The 19,601-nt window shown below is 72.4% G+C and carries 17 protein-coding genes; 9 read left to right on the forward strand and 8 right to left on the reverse strand.

The features are described from left to right. Positions 1-218: 218 nt before the first annotated feature. The 3 genes from AB0J67_RS17445 to AB0J67_RS17455 all read left to right on the forward strand — a co-directional run bounded on the left by AB0J67_RS17445 (position 219) and on the right by AB0J67_RS17455 (position 2,272). Positions 219-455, forward strand: coding sequence for a helix-turn-helix transcriptional regulator (locus AB0J67_RS17445; RefSeq protein ID WP_363483176.1), 237 nt, complete (start codon positions 219-221; stop codon positions 453-455). Positions 456-662: 207 nt separating this feature from the next. Continuing rightward, positions 663-1,724 carry a helix-turn-helix transcriptional regulator gene (locus AB0J67_RS17450; RefSeq protein ID WP_363483178.1) on the forward strand — a complete coding sequence of 354 codons (1,062 nt, stop codon included), beginning with the start codon at positions 663-665 and terminating at the stop codon, positions 1,722-1,724. After that, complete coding sequence (locus AB0J67_RS17455) at positions 1,721-2,272, forward strand: hypothetical protein (RefSeq protein ID WP_363483180.1); 552 nt, start codon at positions 1,721-1,723, stop codon at positions 2,270-2,272. The genes AB0J67_RS17450 and AB0J67_RS17455 overlap by 4 nt, the downstream gene beginning before the upstream one ends. Positions 2,273-2,327: 55 nt before the next feature. Here the strand turns inward: AB0J67_RS17455 and AB0J67_RS17460 are convergent, their stop codons facing one another. From AB0J67_RS17460 to AB0J67_RS17470, 3 genes are all read right to left on the reverse strand, one after another. Continuing rightward, a complete protein-coding gene (locus AB0J67_RS17460) occupies positions 2,328-3,839 on the reverse strand; it encodes a vanadium-dependent haloperoxidase (RefSeq protein ID WP_363483183.1) in 1,512 nt (503 codons plus the stop codon). A gap of 181 nt (positions 3,840-4,020) precedes the next feature. Continuing rightward, positions 4,021-6,384, reverse strand: a complete 2,364-nt coding sequence (locus AB0J67_RS17465; protein WP_363483186.1) for an immune inhibitor A domain-containing protein — start codon at positions 6,382-6,384, stop codon at positions 4,021-4,023. A 150-nt stretch (positions 6,385-6,534) separates the two neighbouring features. After that, complete coding sequence (locus tag AB0J67_RS17470; RefSeq protein WP_363483189.1) at positions 6,535-7,650, reverse strand: C45 family peptidase; 1,116 nt, start codon at positions 7,648-7,650, stop codon at positions 6,535-6,537. A 153-nt stretch (positions 7,651-7,803) separates the two neighbouring features. Here AB0J67_RS17470 and nhaA point away from each other — a divergent pair, with 153 nt between their 5' ends. Together nhaA and AB0J67_RS17480 are read left to right on the forward strand one after the other, a co-directional pair. After that, the gene (gene nhaA / locus AB0J67_RS17475) at positions 7,804-9,003 is read left to right on the forward strand and encodes a Na+/H+ antiporter NhaA (RefSeq protein ID WP_363483192.1); all 1,200 of its coding nucleotides are present in this window, start codon (positions 7,804-7,806) and stop codon (positions 9,001-9,003) included. 9 nt (positions 9,004-9,012) lie between these two features. After that, complete coding sequence (locus tag AB0J67_RS17480) at positions 9,013-9,927, forward strand: alpha/beta hydrolase (RefSeq protein ID WP_363483195.1); 915 nt, start codon at positions 9,013-9,015, stop codon at positions 9,925-9,927. 3 nt (positions 9,928-9,930) lie between these two features. Here AB0J67_RS17480 and AB0J67_RS17485 read toward each other — a convergent pair whose 3' ends face one another. Then, the gene (locus AB0J67_RS17485; protein WP_363483198.1) at positions 9,931-10,296 is read right to left on the reverse strand and encodes a hypothetical protein; all 366 of its coding nucleotides are present in this window, start codon (positions 10,294-10,296) and stop codon (positions 9,931-9,933) included. Beyond that, positions 10,293-12,383, reverse strand: a complete 2,091-nt coding sequence (locus AB0J67_RS17490; RefSeq protein ID WP_363483201.1) for an SseB family protein — start codon at positions 12,381-12,383, stop codon at positions 10,293-10,295. Before AB0J67_RS17490 ends, AB0J67_RS17485 begins: the two co-directional genes overlap by 4 nt. Before the next feature lie 181 nt (positions 12,384-12,564). On the opposite strand from AB0J67_RS17490, the gene mycP reads away from it, so the two are divergent. Next, complete coding sequence (gene mycP / locus AB0J67_RS17495; protein WP_363483204.1) at positions 12,565-13,776, forward strand: type VII secretion-associated serine protease mycosin; 1,212 nt, start codon at positions 12,565-12,567, stop codon at positions 13,774-13,776. A gap of 80 nt (positions 13,777-13,856) precedes the next feature. Here mycP and AB0J67_RS17500 read toward each other — a convergent pair whose 3' ends face one another. The 3 genes from AB0J67_RS17500 to eccB form a co-directional block, all read right to left on the reverse strand. Next, the gene (locus AB0J67_RS17500; RefSeq protein ID WP_363483207.1) at positions 13,857-14,153 is read right to left on the reverse strand and encodes a WXG100 family type VII secretion target; all 297 of its coding nucleotides are present in this window, start codon (positions 14,151-14,153) and stop codon (positions 13,857-13,859) included. A 28-nt stretch (positions 14,154-14,181) separates the two neighbouring features. Then, positions 14,182-14,472 carry a WXG100 family type VII secretion target gene (locus tag AB0J67_RS17505; RefSeq protein WP_363483210.1) on the reverse strand — a complete coding sequence of 97 codons (291 nt, stop codon included), beginning with the start codon at positions 14,470-14,472 and terminating at the stop codon, positions 14,182-14,184. 184 nt (positions 14,473-14,656) lie between these two features. Continuing rightward, the gene (gene eccB / locus AB0J67_RS17510; protein WP_363483213.1) at positions 14,657-16,021 is read right to left on the reverse strand and encodes a type VII secretion protein EccB; all 1,365 of its coding nucleotides are present in this window, start codon (positions 16,019-16,021) and stop codon (positions 14,657-14,659) included. Positions 16,022-16,104: 83 nt separating this feature from the next. Between eccB and eccE the strand changes: the two genes are divergently transcribed. From eccE to rarD, 3 genes are read left to right on the forward strand one after another with little or no spacing between them, the layout of a single operon-like run. After that, entirely contained in the window at positions 16,105-17,952 is a 1,848-nt protein-coding gene (gene eccE, locus AB0J67_RS17515) for a type VII secretion protein EccE (protein WP_363483216.1), read from the forward strand. 54 nt (positions 17,953-18,006) lie between these two features. After that, entirely contained in the window at positions 18,007-18,378 is a 372-nt protein-coding gene (locus tag AB0J67_RS17520; protein ID WP_363483219.1) for a phage holin family protein, read from the forward strand. A gap of 55 nt (positions 18,379-18,433) precedes the next feature. Next, positions 18,434-19,351 carry an EamA family transporter RarD gene (rarD, locus tag AB0J67_RS17525; protein WP_363483222.1) on the forward strand — a complete coding sequence of 306 codons (918 nt, stop codon included), beginning with the start codon at positions 18,434-18,436 and terminating at the stop codon, positions 19,349-19,351. Positions 19,352-19,601 lie beyond the last annotated feature (250 nt).

Genomic DNA, 19,601 nt, shown 5'->3' on the forward strand with positions numbered 1-19,601 from the left:
GCCGCCTGGTGCGGGCCGCTGGCGCAGGCGCCGCGGCGGGCCACGGTGTTCCGCGACGGCGTGCCGCACGAGCTCACCGGCACGGGCGAGCAGACACCCCTTTCGCATGCCGGGTTGCAGGAAGGTGCAATCGCGCCGTCGACCCTGTTCGGCGCCGAGACCGATGACTAGGTTTCGCGGGAGCATCACCGACGGACCGGGCCGCGATTGGACACACGATGAACCTGACACCACGAGAGAGCGCGGTCGTGGTGCTGCTGGCCAAGGGCTACCCCGACGCCGCCATCGCGGCGCAGCTCGATCTCAGCGTACGCACGATCGCCTACACCCTCTCCTCGCTGATGGAGCGGTACGGCGTCTCCACCCGCTTCCAGCTGGGCCTTCGACTGGGCGCGGAGGCGGGACGGTTCGAGGACCCCGGCGATGACGAACCTCCGCCTGGACCGCAGGATTGACGTGGGCCGGCTGGCCGGCAGCACCGTGGCGGCACGGCGCGCACCGCGGACGACCCCGTCCATCGGCGAAGTTTCACTCTCGTTGACCGCGATTGCCGGAACACGCAATCGGACGGACGGTGCTGTCGAGCCTTGACCCCGCTGTCTACGTTGCTCTTGTCCGGTTCGGGACCGCCCCGCCGGCACGGCCGACACGGGGAGGCCTTCATGCTGCATGCACAGGTCGTGCCCTCACTGATGAAGTGGGGCGTCTCGCCCCAGGCCGACCTCGTCTACCGCACCCTCCTCACCTTCGGCCCCTGGTCGGTGGACAGCATCAGCCGGTCGCTGGACATGCGAGCGCGGCAGGTGCGCAGCGCGCTCGACGAGCTGACCGCGCTGGGAGCGGCCGTGCCCGACCGCGCCCCGGCCGACGGCGGCGGTGACGACCGTGTGTGGTCCGGCCGCGCGCCCGCGCACGTGGTGTCGCTGCTGCGCGACCGGCACCAGCGCACGGCGCAGGCCCGGCACCGGCTGCACCGGCGGCTGTCCCGGACGGCATCGCCGCACCTGCTCACCGACCCGCTGCGCCTTTCCGCCAGCGGCGCCCGCTCGCTCGGCGACCGGACCCAGGCGCAGGGCCGGATCGGCGAGCTCATGGCCGCGGAGCGCCACGAACACCTGGCGATCAACCCCGAGTCGGCGTACGACGCCGCCACGATCAAAGCGGCCGCGCCGCGCAACCGCGGTGTGCTCACGCGCGGCGTCACCGCGCTGAGCCTCGGCGTGCCCGCCTCCGCGGACGACGAATCCGACTGGCACGACGAGGAGATGCTCAGCCACGGCCTGCAGTACCGCGAGCTGCCCGAGGTGCCGGGCAAGCTCATCGTCGTCGACCGGACCACCGCGCTCGTGCGGCAGGACCCCCGCGACCGGTCGCGCGGCATGTGGGAGGTCACCGCGCCCGAGCTGGTCGCCGAGCTCACGGCGCTCTTCTTCTCGTACTGGGACCTGGCGAAGGACCCGGGCCGGCAGTGGACGCCGCCCGCCGGTCTCAGCCCGCGGGAGAGCACGATCGTGGTGCTGCTCGCCAAGGGCCACACCGACGGCGGCATCGCGTCGAAGCTCGACATCAGCGTGCGCACCATCGCCTACACCATGTCCGGCCTCATGGACCGGTACGACGTCACCAACCGGTTCCAGCTCGGCCTGCGCCTGGGCGCCGAAGCGGCGCGACAGGCCGCCGGCGAGCACGTCCGCAACGAATCCGACGGGGAGCAGAATCAGTGAGCAGACTCGCACGCGTACTGGCCGCCGCCGTGACCGCGCTGGCCGTGGCAACGGCGGCGGCGCCGGCACACGCCGGCCAGAACCCGGTGCTCTACAAGTGGCTGTCCTGCCCGGCGGGCACCGGCACCACCGGGCAGCTCGACATCACGAACATCAACCCCGTGCCGGCGAACGGCACATACCTCACCGCCGTCAGCGGCGGCATGGCGCTCTGCCGGAAGGTCACGGCGACGTACAACGTCTTCGCGACCGTCCAGTACACGAGCACGAGTTCGCACGGCAGCCTGCACTCCCTCCCGCTGAACGCCACGACGTACACGTTCAACGGATACCTGGACATCGCCGCGGGGGTGGAGGCCCTGTGCCTTCTCGCCACGGACACCGAGCGCCTGGCCTGCGTGTCCATCGTCTGGACCACGGTGGACGGCGTCGCACGGCCCACGGACGGGGGTCCGCTGCCGGTCGACGCGCCGCTGGTCGACCGGCCCGTGGTGATCAACATGTACGGCGACGACCCCACCGGGCCGGGCTGTCTCGGCTGCGACTGACGCCGAAAGGGAGGGCGGTCCGCCGGACCACCCTCCCTTCACGCTGTGCAGCGGTTCAGCGCACGTACAGCACCGCCGTCTCGTTGATCTTCACGACGCACTTGTACTCCTCGTACTGGCCCTGCAGCACCAGGGCCGACCCGGTGTCGACGCAGGGGCCGAGGCCCTCGTACAGGCCGTACTGCTGCCACACCGTGATGTCGCGGCGGAACACGTGCTCGGCCACGTCCGCTCCGGTCGCCAGGCCGAAGTCGGCGTCCATCCGGTAGTGCACGCCCAGGTAGATGCGGCTGAGCGCGTTCTCCGTCGCGGCCGCCGAGATGGTGTGGAACGTGCGGGTCACCCCGATCGCGTGCGGATCCTCGGTGGTCGCGGTCCAGGTCACCGTGTCCGTGCCGAGGAACGCCTGCATCACCCCCGCCCAGGCGCCGGCGAACGTGGCGTGGCCGGAGACGTACGCCGGGAACGGCGGGCTGAAGTTCACCCCGAACTTGTCCGCCGACAGCGGCTTCCAGTTCGGGTCCGCCACGGTCGCGGCGTTGCCGTCGGTGTCGGCCAGCCGCACCGCGGACTCCGGACGCCACAGGTCCACCCCGGTGCGGTACTTGGCGTCCCACGACGCGATGCCCGCGTCGGCCATCGCGATCGCGACCAGGGCGAACAGCCGCAGCGTCGCGGTGGTGGACAGTCCGCGCAGCTCGGCGATGATCCGGGTGTGCGCGAAGAGCTGGCCCGGCGGCTTGTAGGTGTCGTCCAGGTCGTTCGCCCAGAACCACGCCAGCTGGGTCTGGTCCGCGGTGCGGGTGGTGGAGTTCGCCGCGCCGTAGCTCTTGATCTCGTTGACCTGGGCGGCGTAGCCGGGGCTGGCGAGCAGGCTCGCGTAGTCCGGGAAGCCGAGCGGCAGCTGAGGGCGGAACTGGCTGCCGGAGGTCAGGCTGAACGGCGTTACCCCGCCCCAGTTGGGCGTGGCGGCCGAGCCGGAGCCGGTGTTGCGCCACGCCCCGGGCACGGTGCCCTCGGCGTACGGCGTCGTGTCGGCGGACCCGTCGCTCGCACGCGCCGTCTTCATCGCGGCCGCGGCCTGCTGCCCGATGTAGACGGCCTCCTTCTGGTTGTTGTCGGTGCCCACGCCCTGCTGCGCCGTGGCCAGGTCGGCGTCGAAGTTGAGCGCCGGATAGAGGTTGCGCAGCACGGTCACGGCGGCGTAGTCGATCGCGGTGTTCATCACCGGCGCGCTGGCCCCGGCGTATTTCACGGTGGTCACGTTGACGAGATACTTCTTGCCGAGACACGTGTCGGCGACCGGATTCGCGCTGGTGCCCACGCGGCACTTCGCCGAATTCGCCGCGTCCCACATGGCGGCATGCATCATGGCACCGGCGCGGGCCAGCGGGCCGGGTGCGCCGCCCACCGTGCGGTAGGTGCGCAGCAGCACGTCGTTCCAGTAGAACGTGTGGTCGGCGGGCGGTGCGGCCTGTGCAGCCTGCGCCGGAACGACCGTGGCGCCCACCGCCGCCACCATCATGGTGAGCGCGCCGAACAGCGCACGACTTCGCAGTCGTCTCACTATTTCCTCCCCGTGGACTATTCGTCGACGAACGTGCATTCGTCGTTGTCCGTACGATATGGAGATCCACGGAAATGCATCGACCGCATCGGTAAACATCCGATAACAGTCCGTGTGTTGCGCATGGAAAAGGGGCCTGCCCTCGCGGGCAGGCCCCTTTCTTGCTGCGTCGGCTACCGCGTCAGTTCTTGACGTTGAGCAGCATCACCGGCGCGGGGCCGGTGAGCTCCAGCCACACCGAGATCTTGACGCCGTCGCCGGCCACCTTGACCGAGGCCCACGGGTTCGAGGCCGACCAGTAGCGGTTCGGGTCGGAGTCGTCGAACGTCGCGATGCCCTTGCTCGACGGCACCGTCAGCGGCACGCCGAGCCGGTGGAACGTCACCGCGTCGGTCTTCTGCAGACCGAACGTGGCGTCGAACGGCTGCCGCCGGTTGCCCAGCATGCAGAGGTTGTCCGGGTTGCCGGCGTTGGTCACGCAGGTGCCCGGCCACTTGATCGGCTCCGGCCGCGCGTCGACGGGGAGCACCAGGCCGGTGCCGGCGCGCGAGTTGCCCGCGCTGTCCTTCGCCGAGGTGTTGTTGTCGCCGTACAGGTAGTTCACGTACCAGACCAGCAGGCCGTCCTGGTACGGGAACTTCTCCACCCAGTCCGGCTTCGTGTTGCCGAAGCCGAAGTTGTAGGGGCCGGTCTTGAAGTTCTTGTCGTAACCGGTGTACGTGCGGTACTCCGCCAGGTAGAAGCGCGGGTAGACGGCGGTCGTCGAGCCGTTGATGCGCTCGAAGCCCTTCGCCGTCCACGCGCCCACGCCGGCCTCGACGTCGTCGACGAACCCGTTGGGGCCGTCGGTGACGAGCTTGATGTCGTCGAGGAAGGCGCCCTGGTAGTGCAGGCCACCGTCGGTGGTGTAGTGGAAGCGGAACTTGATCTCCTGGCCTGCCCACGGGGTCAGGTCGTAGGTCAGGTCCACCCACTGGGCGGGGAAGCCGGCGCTGGTGCCACCGGTGCCCGGGTCCTGGACCTTCGTCCAGGTCGCGCCGCCGTCGGTGCTCACCTCACCGTAGAGCCAGTCGTAGCCCTGCTCGATGCGGTACTGCGCCTTGGCCGTCAGCGACGCCGTGGTGGCGCCGGTCAGGTTGACCGTGCGCTCCAGCGAGACGTTGAGGTCGTCGGCACTGCCGGTCCACCACTCCCAGCTGCCGCTGAACGGGGTGTTCCAGTTCTTCGTGACGGTCTGGTCCGGCAGCGGCACGACGACCGCCTGCGGCAGGCCCTCCGGCGTTGCCGCCGAGCCCAGCGACACCAGCTTGGTCTTGCCGTTCTCGACCACGGTGTAGTCGAGCCAGCCCAGGAACAGCTTCTCCCACGGGCCCATGTACGACGGCGAGGTGCCGATGCTGTTGGGGTCCTTGCTCAGCCAGGAGCCACCCGACATCAGCGTCCAGAACGCGGTGCTGTTGTCGCCGCCCTGCGTGTCGTACAGGTCCGGCAGACCGAGGTCGTGACCGTACTCGTGGGTGAACACGCCGAGGCCGCCGTTCTCCGGCTCGGTGGTGTAGTCACCGATCCAGATGCCCGAGTCGCCGATCGGCGCGCCGCCGAGCTTGTTGCCCGCCGGGCCGGTCTTGCCCTCGTCGGTGGAGTTGACGTACCACCGGTGCGACCAGATGGCGTCGGGGCCCTGCGCACCGCCGCCGGCCTCTTCACCCTCACCGGCGTGAATGGCCTGGAAGTGGTCGATGTAACCGTCGGCCTCGTTGAAGTTGCCGTCGGCGTCGAAGTCGTACCGGTCCCAGATGTCGAACTTGGCCAGGTACGCCGCGATCTCGGCCTTCGTCTTGCCGGCGGCCAGCTGCGAGTTGTACCACTCGGTGGCGGTGTCCTCGATGAACGGCCAGTAGGTGTCCCGGTCGTCGAAGGCGTTGGGGTTGTTCTCCTCGTCCTCCGGGTCCCAGTTGTAGCCGTAGCGGGCCTCGTTGTACGGCAGCTGCACCCAGTCCGAGACGTCGCCCTTGACCGAGTACTTGCCGCCCGACTGCTTGTAGTAGAAGTCGGCCATCGACTCGCCCGGGCCGTTGATCATCTTCTCGTAGTGGGCCTTGTTGAAGTCCGAGACCCAGTACGTGGAGTTGTCGTTGGCCCGGTTGGGCTGCGGGATCTGGTTGTAGCGCGGGCCGGGGGTGCCGGCCGTGCCGTCCGGGCCGACCTGGTCGCCGAACTCCACCAGGATGGTGAAGATGGGGTCGACCTTGTCGGCCTTCTTCTTCAGCTCGGCCCAGCGGTTCTTGCCGACCTGCACGACCTCGGAACCGTTGCGCTGGATCGGCTTGGCCTTGCCCGACACGACGTCGGCGATGGCCTGCTTCAGCGTCTCCTGGCGCTTGGTGTTCAGCGGGTTGGGCAGGTTGTCCGGCCGGGTGACGCCCGTCGGGTCCTGCGGGGTGACCGCCCGGTCGGGCGCGCCGCTCGCGGGGGCACCCGTGAGACTGACAGCGACCAGCGCAGCGGTGATCCCGACTGCGCTGCTGATTTTGCGGATTCGCAAAGGGTCCTCCCTCCCTTTGACGGAAACGACCGCGAGCAGCGCACGGCAGGGTGGATCGGGCTGCCCGTGGTCGTCGATTGTGAAAGCAGCCTTGCATAACTGCGCGTCGCTGTCACCACCTTGCGCGGGCAGACATTTTCAGCGTCCACATCAGATGGCGACGGTTGTGCCTTCGCTGCCCGAACAGGGCGGACCGGCCACAAGTGTGATTGTTCGCACATCTAGATCCATCAAAATAGTCCAAATCGTCTCTGACCGGTCGTCCTCCGCATCCCGCTCGTCGGCATGGCGACAGATCGACACCGGGTGACTGTGGTGGTCCTCCAGCACCGCCCGGAGGTCCTGCAGGCGCAGCGGATCCGGGTACGCCGACAGCAGCCGGCGCGCCCGCGCCGACCGGAACAGCGACGAGCCGCCCCAGTCCTTGATGGTGTCGTACACCGGCAGCGGCGCCTCGAAGTGGTTGGCGTGCACCAGCACCCCGTCCACCGGATGCAGCCAGCCCGCCTCGCCCGGCACCAGCTCCAGGTCGATCACCTCGCCACCGGCCGGATGCGCCTGCCCGACCAGCAGGTTGATGGAGGCCGAGCGCGGTGCCCGCATCGCGTTCCGGATCGCCCAGGACAGCGAGTCCGCCTCCAGCACCGAGCGCAGCAGCACGTGGTACGGCACCCCGCCCGGCCGGCCGTCGCGGTCGCAGCCGAGCAGGTTCACGCAGACGCCCACGCCCGCGCTGTTCAGCCCGGCCTTGGCGAGCATCCCCGCCTCGGCCAGCGCCGCCACCCGGTGCCCCCGCTCGTCCTCGGTGACCAGCAGCAGGTTGACGTCGCGGTGGGCCGGGTGCCAGTCCCAGTTCTGCGCGAGCAGGGTGCGGCCGCCCGCGCTGCGCGGCGCGACCACGCCCAGGCTGGTGCACTCGCCCTGCTCTCCCCCGGCGCCGGACCCGCCCGGCGAGCCGCAGGCCGGGTCGCCGTAGAGCAGCTCGGAGCGGGCGTTGATCGCGTAGATCAGCGACGGGGCGACACCGGCGCCGCGCGCGACGCCGTCGAGCATCGCGGCCAGCCGGGGGAAGTGGCCCCGGGTCGTCTCACCGAACGCCGCACCGCGCGCGGCGACCGCCGCCCGGTCGAGGCCGGCCGTGCGGGCGAAGCGGCCCAGGTACGCCACGACGTTCTCCTTGATCGGGCCGGCCGCCGACTCGCCGTATGCCAGGCCCATCTGCTCGGGGGTGCCGCGGACGTCGACCACGGTCAGGGGGGTGTCCATGGACGGCCACTCTGCCGCAACCCGCGGCGGGCACGCCACCACTAATGCCCGGTTCGCGGCGAACCTCCGGACTTCCCGCCGTGCCGGACCGTAGGATCCGGGATCATGGGAGAGAGCCGGACTCGACCGCAGTCCAGCCCGCGGATGAAGCGGATGAGGCGCCGGCGCGCCCAGGCCGCGCGGGGTGCGGCGGCCGAGGTCGTGCGGTTCCTGCGCACCGAGCAGATCGGCGGCCTGGTGCTGCTCGGCGCGACCGCGCTGGCCCTCATCATCGCCAACTCGCCACTGGCCGGGGCCTACCAGCGGCTGAGCGCGTACACCTTCGGACCCGAGTCGCTGCACCTGAATCTGTCCGTAGCGCAGTGGGCACAGGACGGCCTGCTCACCGTCTTCTTCGTGGTCGCCGGCCTGGAGCTCAAGCGCGAGCTGGTGGTGGGGGAGCTGCGCGACCTGCGGCAGGCCGCGCTGCCCATCGCGGGGGCGATCGGCGGCATGGTCGTGCCCGCGCTGCTGTGCTTCCTCATCGCGTACGGCGCACCCGGCGGCACGGACGCGTGGGCGGTGCCGGTCGCCACGGACATCGCCTTCGCGCTCGCCGTGCTCGCCATCTGCGCGCGTGACCTGCCGTCGAGCCTGCGCGTCTTCCTGCTCTCCCTGGCCATCGTCGACGACCTCGGCGCGATCGTGCTCATCGCGGTCGCCTTCACCGCGCACGTCGCGCTGCTGCCCCTGCTCGGCGCCGCCGCCGCGCTCGTCGGGTACGGCCTGCTGCAGCAGTTCCGTTTCCGCGGCTGGTGGCTCTACGGGCCGCTGGCACTGCTCGCCTGGGCGCTGGTGCACGCCTCGGGCGTCCACGCCACCATCGCCGGCGTCGCGATCGGGCTGCTCACCCGGGTCAAACACGACGCCGGCGAGCACGAGTCGCCGGCCGAGGAGCTGGAGCACCGGCTGCAACCGATCTCGGCCGGCATCTGCGTACCCCTCTTCGCCTTCTTCGCCGCGGGCATCACCGTCAGCGCGGGGGCGCTCGGTGCGATCTTCACCGACCGGGCCTCGCTCGGCGTGCTGGTCGGCCTCGTCGTCGGCAAGACCGTCGGCGTGCTGGCGGGCGCCGTGATCGCGGTGCGGTCGGGCGCCGCCGCCCTGCCCGAGGCGCTGAACTGGCGCGACCTGACCGCGGTGGCGGTGGTGACCGGCTGCGGATTCACCGTCAGCCTGCTGATCGCCGAGCTCGCCTTCGCCCCGGGCGACCAGCAGTCCCGGATCAAGGGCGCGGTCCTGCTCGCCTCCTTGATCGCATCGCTGCTGGCCGCGGCCCTCCTGCGCAGACAGGTCCGCGCGCGTACCCGCTAACCTGCTTGCATGAGCGAGCTGGTCGACGAGTCCTGCGTGATGACCGAGGGGCCGTGGACGCACCGGTTCGTCAGCGCCAACGGCAGCCGGTTCCACGTCGTGGAGCAGGGCACCGGGCCGCTCGTCGTGCTCCTGCACGGCTTCCCCGAGTTCTGGTGGGCGTGGCACCACCAGCTGCCGCTGCTCGCCGACGCGGGGCTGCGCGCGGTCGCGGTGGACCTGCGCGGCTACGGCGCTTCGGACAAGCCCCCGCGGGGGTATGACGGCTTCACACTCGCCGGCGACGTGGTGGGCCTGATCCGGGCGCTCGGCGAGCGCCACGCCACCGTCGTCGGCGCGGGCGCCGGGGGCCTGGTCGCCTGGTCCGCGGCGGCGCTGCACCCGCGGCTGGTGAGCCGGCTGGTGGTGCTCGGCGCCGCGCATCCGCTGCGGCTGCGCTCCGCCCTGGTCGCCAACATGGCGCAGCGCCGAGCCGGCAGCACGCTGCTGCGCTTCCAGCTGCCCCGGTTCGAGCACACCCTCACCCGGGACGACGCGGCCATGGTGGGCGGGCTGATGCGCGCCTGGACGTCGCCGTCGTTCCGGCAGACCGCCGAGTACGCCGCGTACGAGGAGCGCTGCCGGGAGGCGATGCGCATCCCGCAGGCGGCGTTCTGCGCGCTGGAGGCCTACCGGTGGGCGTTCCGCTCGACGCTGCGCCTGCACGGATACCGCTTCCTGCGCGCGGTCAAACAGCCGATCATCTCGCCGACGCTGCAGCTGCAGGGTGCCCTGGACACGATCACCATGCCCGCGACCGCGCAGGGCTCCGGCCGCTACGTGCTGGCCGACTACGAGTGGCGCCTGCTCGACGACGTGGGCCACTTCCCGCATCTCGAGCGGCCCGACCTGGTGGCCGGCGAGATCATCCGCTGGACGAAGTGAGCGTCAGAGGCGCTGCTCGCGCAGCTCGCTGACCTCCTGCTTGGGAGCCCAACCCTGGTAGACGCCGTAGTCGAACTCCTCCAGGCCGAGCTCCGCGGCGACCGGGGCCTTGCCGCCGGTGTACTCCAGCCGCAGCCATGACTGGTGCTCGGCCAGCACGATGAACGGCTGCCCGCGCCACACGCAGGTGCTGCGCACGTACGCCAGGTTGTCGACCTCGGCGGCGGGCACCACCCGCACGTGCCGGCCGGGACGGACCTCCTCGAAGCCGTCGGCCGGCTCGGGGCGGTAGAGCCGGACGCTGTCGCCGTCCGGGCTGGCCTCGTACTCGCGCCCCTGGTAGCGGGCCACGTATCCGTCGCGCATCACTCGCCTCCGTCGGTGCGCAGCCACCGCGGCCCGTCGGCGTCGAGCACCGCGACCATCTCCTCCTTGCCCTCCGCGTCGACGCGCAGCAGCCGCGCGCCGTGCGGCAGCCGGGCGCTGTCCACCTTGAACTCGGCGATGATCTCGGTGCTGTCGCCCGGCGCGAAGCCGTTGCCGCGGAACGGCGGGCGCTCGATGACCCAGCCCTCCATGGCCCGCATGGCCGCCTCGTGCTGCCCGCCGTACGGGATCCGGTAGAGGCTCGGCCGGTACGCCGGCCAGCGCAGCACGTAGATGACCTCGTCGTCGGGGCCGAACGGCGTGCCCTGCCAGGTCAGCCCGAGCGCGCCGCGCAGCGCCTGCGGGCCGCGCAGGTGCCCGACCTCGCGGGCGCGGTGCACGAACCCGGAGACCCGGTCGTAGCCCCGCTCCAGGTAGTAGCCGATCTGGCTGGGCGCGATCACCTTCTGCATCTCGGTGACCTCGGGATCCCGGCGGACCGGCGGCGGCGCGCTGCCGGCCGTCGGTGCGGCCGGCGCTTGCTCCTCGGCGTCCCCGCTCAGGCCCATCTCCGCGGCCCACCGGGCCAGCTCGACCAGCTGGTCGCCGGGCAGCGTCGCGCCGACCGCGGTGCCCGGGTTGACCGCGAACGACCACGCCGGGTCGGGCCAGGCCGCGATGAGCGTGATGAACCGGACCGGCACGGCGTCCACCGGCTCGGGCATGCACTGGGTCGAGGTGTAGCAGACGACGTGCGGCTCACCGTCGATGTCGTGCGGCTGCCAGGCGAATCCGGGCTCGCCGGGCCGGGGGCCGTCCGCGCCGCCGGGCAGCAGGACGGTGGCCAGCAGCAGCGTGGACAGGAACGCGTCGGTGTTGCCCGCGTCGGCCGCTTCGAGCAGCTGCTCCTCGACGGAGTTCGCGGGCGTGAAGTCGTCGGCGGGGCTGCTCGGGCGCCCGTGCCGCGGCCCGCCCTCGCGCGCCGGGGGCACCGGCGCGGGTGGCGACACGGGCAGCGCGGCGGGCCCGACAGCCGATACGGGCGGCTCGGCGGGCCGGGTTGCCGACAGGGGCGGTGCGGCAGGATACGGCTCCGCCACGGCGGCGGGCTCGGCCGCGGAGACCTGCGGCGGCACGGCCGGTGCGGCAGCCGCTGGTGGCGGGGCGGGCGGAGGCGGCGCGGCGGCCGCCGGCACCGCGGCAGGCGGCGCGGCGGGCGGGGGCGGCGTGCGCGGCACGGACAGCGCGGCGGGGTAGGCCGGCTCGGCGGAGAACGCCGGGTCGGCGGGGAAGAAACGTTCGCCGTAGGTCTGCGGGGGCAGGGCGGGCGGCGGCGCGGCCGGCTGCGGCACGTGCACGGCCGGCGCCGGCGGTTCGAGCTCGAGCGGGACGTGCACCCGCGGCGGGGCGATCGCGGGCCGCTCCTCCTCCACGTCGATCACCTCGGCGTCCAGGATCACCTGGTCGTCGGGGTGCCCGCCGTAGCCGGGCGGCGGCCCGTAACCGGGCGGCGGGGCGTGATGGCCGGACGCCGGGCCGTAACCGGGAGGCTGGCCGTAGCCGGTGGGCTGGCCATAGCCGGGAGACTGGCCGTAACCGGGCGGCGGGCCGGGCGGGACCGCCGGGGGAGGTGCGACCCGGGCCGCCTTGGCGCGCTCCAGCGCCTCCAGGCGCTCCAGCCGGCCCCGCGCGCCCGCGGGCGCGTTCGGGATGCGCACGTCGCCGCGCACCATCTGGGTGACGAACCACGCCGGCAGGTATCCCTCGATCGGCAGACCCGGGTTCACCGCCAGCCACCACTCGTGGTTGGGCCACGCGGAGGCGAGGTCCTGGAACAGGATGCGGCGCGTCGGCCCGGCGTGCTCGGCCAGGCAGGCCCGCAGCGCCGCCGACGAGGTGAAGGAGAGCACGTGGGTGCGGTTCTCGGCGGTCCAGGTGCCCCAGCCGGCCGGGCCGTGACCGGCGTCACCGGACACCGGCAGCAGCAGCTCCGAGCGGCCGAGGATGCGGAAGTAGAGCTCCTGGTCCCCCACGCGCAGTGCGTCGCGCAGCGCGATCTCGGTGTCGTTGGCCGGCTGCCAACCCATCACGCGCTCACCTCCTGCTGCCGGGAGAGTACTGAGACAACTTACCTTGCGCCCCGTATGCGTGTCGCAACCAGCAGTCTAGGTCGGCGCGGTCCGATAGCATCTGCGCCGGGGATCGGCCACGCGGGTGACCACCCGCCCGCGCGACGCCGGGCCGCCCCGCCATAAAGCCTGGGGAGGCGACATGCACCGCACCCGCACGCCGGCCGCCATGGCCGTGCTCACGGTCGTGCTCACCTTCGGTGCCGTCGGAATATCGACAACTCCCGCTGCCGCCGCGCCCTGCTCCGGCAGTGGGCCGAGCGCCGGTGAGCCCATCTACGCCGAGCCGTGGGCGCAGAAGCGCTTCAACCTGTCCGCGCTCCCCCCGGGCATCGATGGCTCCGGGATCGTGGTCGCGGTGCTCGACTCGGGCTCCGACGCACGGAACCCGCAGCTGCGCGGCGCGGTCGAGCCGGGCCGCGACCTGCTGCCCGACGGCGGCACCGACGGCACGCAGGACTGCGTCGGCCACGGCACCGGGGTCGCCAGCGTCATCGCCGCCCGCCAGGTCGAGGGCGTCGCGTTCCGGGGCATCGCACCGGGTGCCAAGATCCTGCCGCTGCGGGTGAGCGAGCGGATCGGCGGCCAGAACAACGGGCGCCAGGCCGGAGTGGCGGGCATGGCCGCGGCGGTCCGCTTCGCGATCGACAAGAAGGTCGACGTCATCAACCTGTCGCTGACCTACAACGAGCGGCAGGACGTGCTGGAGGACTTCCGCCAGGCGATCCGGGAGGCCATCGCCGCCGACATCGTCGTGGTCGCCGCGGTGGGCAACGACAAGCAGCGCAACAACCCCACGCCGTACCCGGCCTCGTGGGAGGGCGTGCTCGGGGTGGGCGCCGTCGACGAGACCGGGCAGCGGCTGCAGGCGTCCCAGACGGGCCCCTACGTGGATCTCACCGCGCCCGGCGACCAGGTGACGGTGGCGCGTGCCTTCCGGGGCCACGGCAAGGAGAGCGGCACCAGCTTCGCCGCCCCGATGGTGGCGGGCACGGTGGCGCTGGTCCGGCAGGCGTACCCGAAGCTCACCGAGGAGCAGGTGCGACGGCGGCTGATGGCCACCGCCGACCCGGCGCCCGGCGGGCGGCGCAGCGACGACTACGGCGTGGGCATCCTCAACCCGGTGCGGGCCGTGAACGAGATCCTGGACGGCCAGCCGCGGGCCTCGGTGGCACCGCTGGCGCCGCCGGCCGTCGACCCGGCGGCGGTCGCCGCGGCCGCCCGTGCCGAGCAGGCGCACGCCCGCTCGCTGTGGCTGGCCGCGCTCGGGCTGGTGCTCGCCGGCTTCGTGCTGGCCCTGGCGGTGGCGCTGCCGAACGGCATCCGCCGCCGCTGGCGCCCCGCGGGCAGCTGACGGCCGGCAACCGCCCTGCCGCAGACAGCAGGAAGGGCGCCCACCGGTCCCCCGCCGGGCGCCCCGTCAGCTGCGCAAGCTCAGTGGAACAGCTTGGTGTTGCGGTCCTCGGCGTCCTGGAACTGCACGGCCGCCTCGTCGACGGCACCCTTGATGTCGCGCAGCATCGCGGACAGCTCGTCCGCCGCCTTGCGCCACTTGGCCTGCCGCTCGTTGTACGCCGCCTGAGCGCCGCCTTCCCACGTGGCCACCATCGGCCGCGCGTCGTCCTCCAACTGGCTCAGCGTGGTCTCCAGCTGGCCGATGGCCTTCTGGATGTGCTCGCTGGCGCCGTGGAGCGACTGGAAATTGACGACAAGCCGATCGCCGTTGCTCATAGGTCCTCCCCCTTCCGGTCTACGGTGCTCACAGGTTGAGCGAGATGCCACCGGTGTTGCGGCTGGAAACTCGGCTCGCCTGGTCCTCGTCGGCCCGGGTGTACTCCTGGCCGGCGGTGCGGATGGCGCTCGCCGTCTCGGCGAGAGCGTTGTGCAGGGTCTTCTGGTCCTCCGACCAGGCGATCTTGACCTGCTCGAAGGACGTGCCCGCACGGCCCACCCAGCTGGTCTGGAGCACCTCGAGCTCACTCAGCAGACGGCTGAGCATGCTCTGGAGATCGTCGTTGGCCCCGTCGAACTTGGCCGCGGTCGCCGCCATGACTGCGGCTTCGGATGCGGTACTCGACATTGTCGATCGTCACCCCATTCCCTTTGTGCGTTTGCGCGCCCACCGTCCTATGCGGAACTTAAGTGGCGGTGCGCCTGTCTCGGTGACGGTATCGTCCTGCGCCAACTCATGCCAGCCCGAGGCCCCCACCTGTGGATAACCGGCACATGAAGGCTCAGCCCAGAGCGAGTTGCGCCGATGCCGCCTGAGGGTCCAGCCCCGGGCCCGCGGGCAGCAGGTCCACCAGCGCCGACGGCAGCCGCAGCGGCACCGGGTTGGCGTAACCGAGCATCGGCAGCACGTCGGGCCGGGCCGCGTCGTAGCGCACGCCCTGGTCGGTGACCAGGCTCAGCGTCGTGCCGGAGGCCACGATCGCGCCGCGGCCGGACGGCACCAGCACGTAGTCGGCGTACGAGCCGCCCTCGGCGCTGCGCGCGACGGTCTGGATGCGGGTCGACAGGTCGAGCACCACCTCGGCGCGCACCTCGACGCCGCCCGCGTCGTCGCGGATCACCGTGCAGAGCGCGCCCGGACCGTACGAAGCGATGGTCGGCATCGTCGCGGGCGGCTGGCGCGGGTCGTCGCGGTCGGGCACGAGGCTGTCCGGCGAGCTGTCGAACTCGGCGAGCCGGGTCTGGTCGATCTCGATCTCGCGGCCCACGCGGTACTTCCCGAGCGCCAGCGCCGCCTGCACCTGGGTGACCATCGCCAGGCCCTCGGGGCGCACGATGGCGTACTGGTGCGTCTTGCCGTCCAGGCCCTTGATCTTGATGACCTGGCCGTTCTTCAGGTTCCTGACCGACGACGGCTCGCCGGGGGCGGTCACCCGCGGCGCGTCCAGCGGCTGACCCTTGGGCGTGCCGTTGATGAACGCGACCGGCACGCTCACCGGCTGCGCGCCGCCCGACAGCGCGGCGAGCTCGTCCGCCTCGACCTCGTACACCCGCGCGTGCCAGAGCAGGAAGTGCCGGTCCGCGGCCTTGACGAACAGGGCGTCGTCGCCGCCCATCACCCGTCCCTTGTCCGTGATCGAGGGGTCGCCCACCACCAGCACCGACGAGGGCCTGCTGTCACCGGCCGCCGCGCACACCGACCACGGCATGCCGAGCAGCGAGCCCGGGTCGGGCAGCGAGTCAGGCAGGTCGACCACGCCCACGGTCAGCCCGCGCGGCACGCCCGCGAGCGACTTGCGGGCCACGGTGACGACCTTCGGCGCGGCCGTGCCGGAGGCCAGCATGGCGGAGGTGAGGTTCAGCGCCGGGTGCAGCCTGCCCTCGCGGTACACGAAGTGCGCGCCCGACTTCTCCTCGATGATGACGGTGCCCTCGGCCTTCCAGCCCGTGTCGCCCCGGCCGCTGAAGACGCCGTACACCCCGAAGCCGGCCGCGATCACCACGGCGAGCAGCACGCTGGCGAGCGTCGCGCCGGCGGCCCGGCGGAACGGCGCCTGCGCCGGATCGGTGTCGCGCATCACCAGCGCCGAGACGACGCGCTGCACCGTGAACTGGTACGAGTGCAGTTGGTCCTGTCTCGACGGCATGGTCCCTCCCCACGGATCAGCCTGCGGCTCTAACATGAGCCGGGCGGCGTGCGGGCACGACGCGCCTAGGGGAGGTTATCGCGATGGCGGTCGACACGGTTACCGGGCCGACGACGGGGGCAGCGGTCGAGGACACGTCGCCGGCGGCGTCGCTGCCGCGGCCCGCGCGCAGATTCCTGGGCCTGGGCAGCGGGCAGATCGTGACGGTGCAGCTGGCCCTGGTGCTGCTGGTGGTCGCCGCGCAGGCGGGCGTCGCGGTGCTCGGCGTCGCCATGCCGGTGGCCGCGGCGCTCGTGGTGCTGGCCTGGGGCCGCTGGCGCGGCCGCTGGCTGTCCGAGTGGCTCGCCGTCTATCTGCGCTACCGCACCCGCCGGCACCGCATCGAGCCCGCCGACGGCGCGGTCGAGCTGATGGCGCTCGCCGCGCCGGGCGGGCGACTGTCCACAGTCGACGTCGAGGGCATCGCCTGCGCCGTGATCGTGGACGCCGAGGGCATGTGCGCGCTGCTGGAGCTGGGCGACCAGGCGGTGATGCCGGCCCGCGGCTGGCACCCGCTGCCGTCCCCGGCGACGCTGCTGCCCGCGCCCGGCGCGGACACCCCGCCGGTGCGCCTGCAACTGCTGCTGCACGCCAACGCCGCCAACGGCTCCTCGCCCGCCACCTCGTCGTACCGCCAGCTCACCGGCGGGCGGCTGCTGGCCAACGAGCGGGCGGTGCTGAGCGTGCGGGTGCACCGGGCCGAGGGCTGGAGCGAGGCCGACCTGGAGCGGGCGCTGACCGGCGCGGTGCGCAAGGTGCGGGCCAAGCTCGGCGACGTGCCGCACCGCCCGCTGGGCGACGTCGCGGCGCTGCGCGCGCTGGCCGAGGCGGCCGGGCACGACGGCACGTCCCCGGCGCAGGAGGGCTGGTCCGCGCTGCACGTCGGCGGCCTCTACTCGACCGCGTACGCCGTGGAGCGCTGGCCGATGCCGCACCCCGACCCGGCGCACGCGCTGCTGCCGCGCCTGCTGCGGCTGCCCGCCACCACGGTGTCGGTGGCGCTCACGGCCGGTCCCTGGACCGACGGCGGCTCGCAGCTGCGCGCCGACCTGACGGTGCGGCTCACCGCCCCCGACCACACCTCGCTGGCGAACGCGGGCGCCGCCCTGCGCCAGGTGCTCGCCACCGAGCACGCGCACGCCCGCCGCCTCGACGGGCAGCAGTTCGACGGCCTGCTCGCCACGCTCCCGCTGGCCGGGCCCGCCCCGGCCGAGGTCGGCGTGGGCGGGCGGCCCGGCGCCTCGCGGCGGCTGGGCGCGGTCGCCGCGCTCGGCGCGCCGTACGGCGGCAGCGGGCTCATGATCGGCGTCAACCGGCACAGCGAGCCGGTGTCGTTCCGGCTGTTCCGCCCGGAGGCCACCCGCGCGGTGCTCATCGGCGGCGTGGCGATGGCTCAGATCGTCGCCGTGCGCGCGATGGCGGTCGGCGCATACGTTCTGGTGCAGACGACCCGTCCGTGGCTCTGGGAGGCGTTCAGCCGGGGCCTGGGCGCGGGCGCGCCGCTGCTGGTGATGGCGCCCGGTCCGGTCACCGTGCCGCCGGGCTCGCCGCTGCGCCCGCTGCTCAGCATCGTCGACGCCGGTCCGGTCGCGGCCGACCGCACGCCGGGCTCGCCCTGGCACAGCACGCTGGTGGTGCGCGACGACCTGTCCCCGGTGGACGTGGACGTGCTCGGCCGGGCCGACATCGCGCTGCTGCAGCCGCTGCAGCCGGCCGAGGCCGCGGTCGCGGTGTCGGTGCTCGGCCTCAGCCGGGACCAGGAGGCGTGGCTGTCGCGCGCCCAGCCGGGCATGATCGGCGTGGTGCACCGCAGGTCCGTGCGCTGGGCGGCCATCTCGCAGACGGCGTACGAGCAGCAGCTGATCGGAGCCACCACGCACGGCCTGGGCTGAGCCGCCCCAGGGCGGGGGTGCGCACCGGGGCGAATCATGGCACGATGCCGCACCATGGGCATCCTCCTCCGTCTGGCCGCCAGCGCCGCCGCCGTCTGGGTGGCGACGTTGCTGGTGCCGGGCATCCGTGTGACGGCCGAGACGACGCTCGGCACCATCGGCACCTTCGTGGCCGTCGCGGTCATCTTCGGTCTCTGCAACGCGTTCATCCGCCCGATCGTCAAGATGGTCGGCTGCGGCCTGTACGTCTTCACGCTCGGCCTCATCGCGCTCGTGGTCAACGGCGCGCTGTTCATGCTGACCAGCTTCATCGCCGAGCAGCTCGACGTGCCGTTCCACGTCGACAACTTCTGGCCCGCCGCGATCCTCGGCGCGCTGGTGGTCGGCCTCACCAGCTGGGCGCTGAACTGGTTCATCGACGACTGAGCGAGTTCGCTCACAGGTAAGAACCCGAGGCGAAGCTGACCCTTACCATGTGGAGGTGAGTCAGCTTCGCCTCGGCTATCTGTACGGGCTCGGCGCCTACGTCATGTGGGGCTTCTTCCCGGCGTACTTCAAGCTGCTCAAGCCGTCCGGCCCGGTCGAGGTGCTGGCCCACCGGATCGTCTGGTCCGCGCTGTTCATGGTGGTCGCGCTGACCGCGATCCGCCGCTGGCGGAAGATCGTCGAGCTGGTCCGCAAGCCCGCCACCCTCGGCGGCATCACCGCGGCCGCGATCTTCATCGGCATCAACTGGGGCACCTACATCTACGCGGTGAACATCGACCGCGTGGTGGAGACCTCGCTCGGCTACTTCATCAACCCGCTCGTCGTGATCGTGCTGGGCGTGCTGGTGCTGCACGAGCGGCTGCGCCCCATGCAGTGGGCCGCGGTGGGCGTGGGCACCGTCGCCGTGCTGGTGCTCGCCGTCGACTACGGCCACCCGCCGTGGGTCGCCCTCATCCTGGCCTTCACCTTCGCGATGTACGGCCTGGTCAAGAAGCGTCTCGCGCTGCCGCCCTCGGACGGCCTGTTCCTGGAGTCGGCCGTGCTCACCCTGCCCGCGCTCGCGGTGCTGGGCTGGCTCGCCACCTCCGGTGACCTCACCTTCGGCCACGTCAGCACCGCGCACACCCTGCTGCTGGCCGTCGCGGGCGTGCTCACCGCCGTGCCGCTGCTGATGTTCGCCGGTGCCGCCAACCGCATCCCGCTGGTCAGCATCGGCATGCTGCAGTACGTCGCGCCGACGCTGCAGCTCGCGCTGGGCGTGTTCGCCTTCCACGAGCCGATGCCGCCGGTGCGCCTGTTCGGCTTCGGCCTGGTCTGGCTGGCGCTGGCCGTCTTCACCTGGGACGGCCTGCGCACCGCCCGCCGCACCCGCCTCGCCCTCCGCACGCGGGAAGCGCCCGCCCTGGTCTGACCGGCCGTCACGACCGGTGCATCCGCGGTCGGCCTCCGCGCGGCCGGATCGGCTGTCGGCCCGATTGGCCCGCGCACGGCCGGGCGCGGGCGTGAGCGCGGGCGATGGACTTGCCGGTTCAGGCGACAACTTCTGGGTTGTCGCGACAACCCAGAAGTTGTCGCGCCCAGCAGAACCTGATCCCGTCCGCCACCCGCCCGGGTGCCGGGCAGGCCAGGCGATCCGGGGCACCACCGGCTGCCCGGCGGTG

The sequence above is a fragment of the Catellatospora sp. NPDC049609 genome, assembly GCF_040675365.1.
In the GTDB taxonomy this organism is placed as follows: Bacteria; Actinomycetota; Actinomycetes; order Mycobacteriales; family Micromonosporaceae; genus Catellatospora.

Coding starts and splice junctions, on each gene's coding strand:
- AB0J67_RS17445 (WP_363483176.1), top strand. CDS start 219: ATGAACCTGACACCACGAGAGAGCGCGGTCGTGGTGCTGCTGGCCAAG.
- AB0J67_RS17450 (WP_363483178.1), top strand. CDS start 663: ATGCTGCATGCACAGGTCGTGCCCTCACTGATGAAGTGGGGCGTCTCG.
- AB0J67_RS17470 (WP_363483189.1), bottom strand. CDS start 7,650: ATGGACACCCCCCTGACCGTGGTCGACGTCCGCGGCACCCCCGAGCAG.
- nhaA (WP_363483192.1), top strand. CDS start 7,804: ATGAGGCGCCGGCGCGCCCAGGCCGCGCGGGGTGCGGCGGCCGAGGTC.
- AB0J67_RS17480 (WP_363483195.1), top strand. CDS start 9,013: ATGAGCGAGCTGGTCGACGAGTCCTGCGTGATGACCGAGGGGCCGTGG.
- mycP (WP_363483204.1), top strand. CDS start 12,565: ATGCACCGCACCCGCACGCCGGCCGCCATGGCCGTGCTCACGGTCGTG.
- AB0J67_RS17500 (WP_363483207.1), bottom strand. CDS start 14,153: ATGAGCAACGGCGATCGGCTTGTCGTCAATTTCCAGTCGCTCCACGGC.
- AB0J67_RS17505 (WP_363483210.1), bottom strand. CDS start 14,472: ATGGCGGCGACCGCGGCCAAGTTCGACGGGGCCAACGACGATCTCCAG.
- eccB (WP_363483213.1), bottom strand. CDS start 16,021: ATGCCGTCGAGACAGGACCAACTGCACTCGTACCAGTTCACGGTGCAG.
- eccE (WP_363483216.1), top strand. CDS start 16,105: ATGGCGGTCGACACGGTTACCGGGCCGACGACGGGGGCAGCGGTCGAG.
- AB0J67_RS17520 (WP_363483219.1), top strand. CDS start 18,007: ATGGGCATCCTCCTCCGTCTGGCCGCCAGCGCCGCCGCCGTCTGGGTG.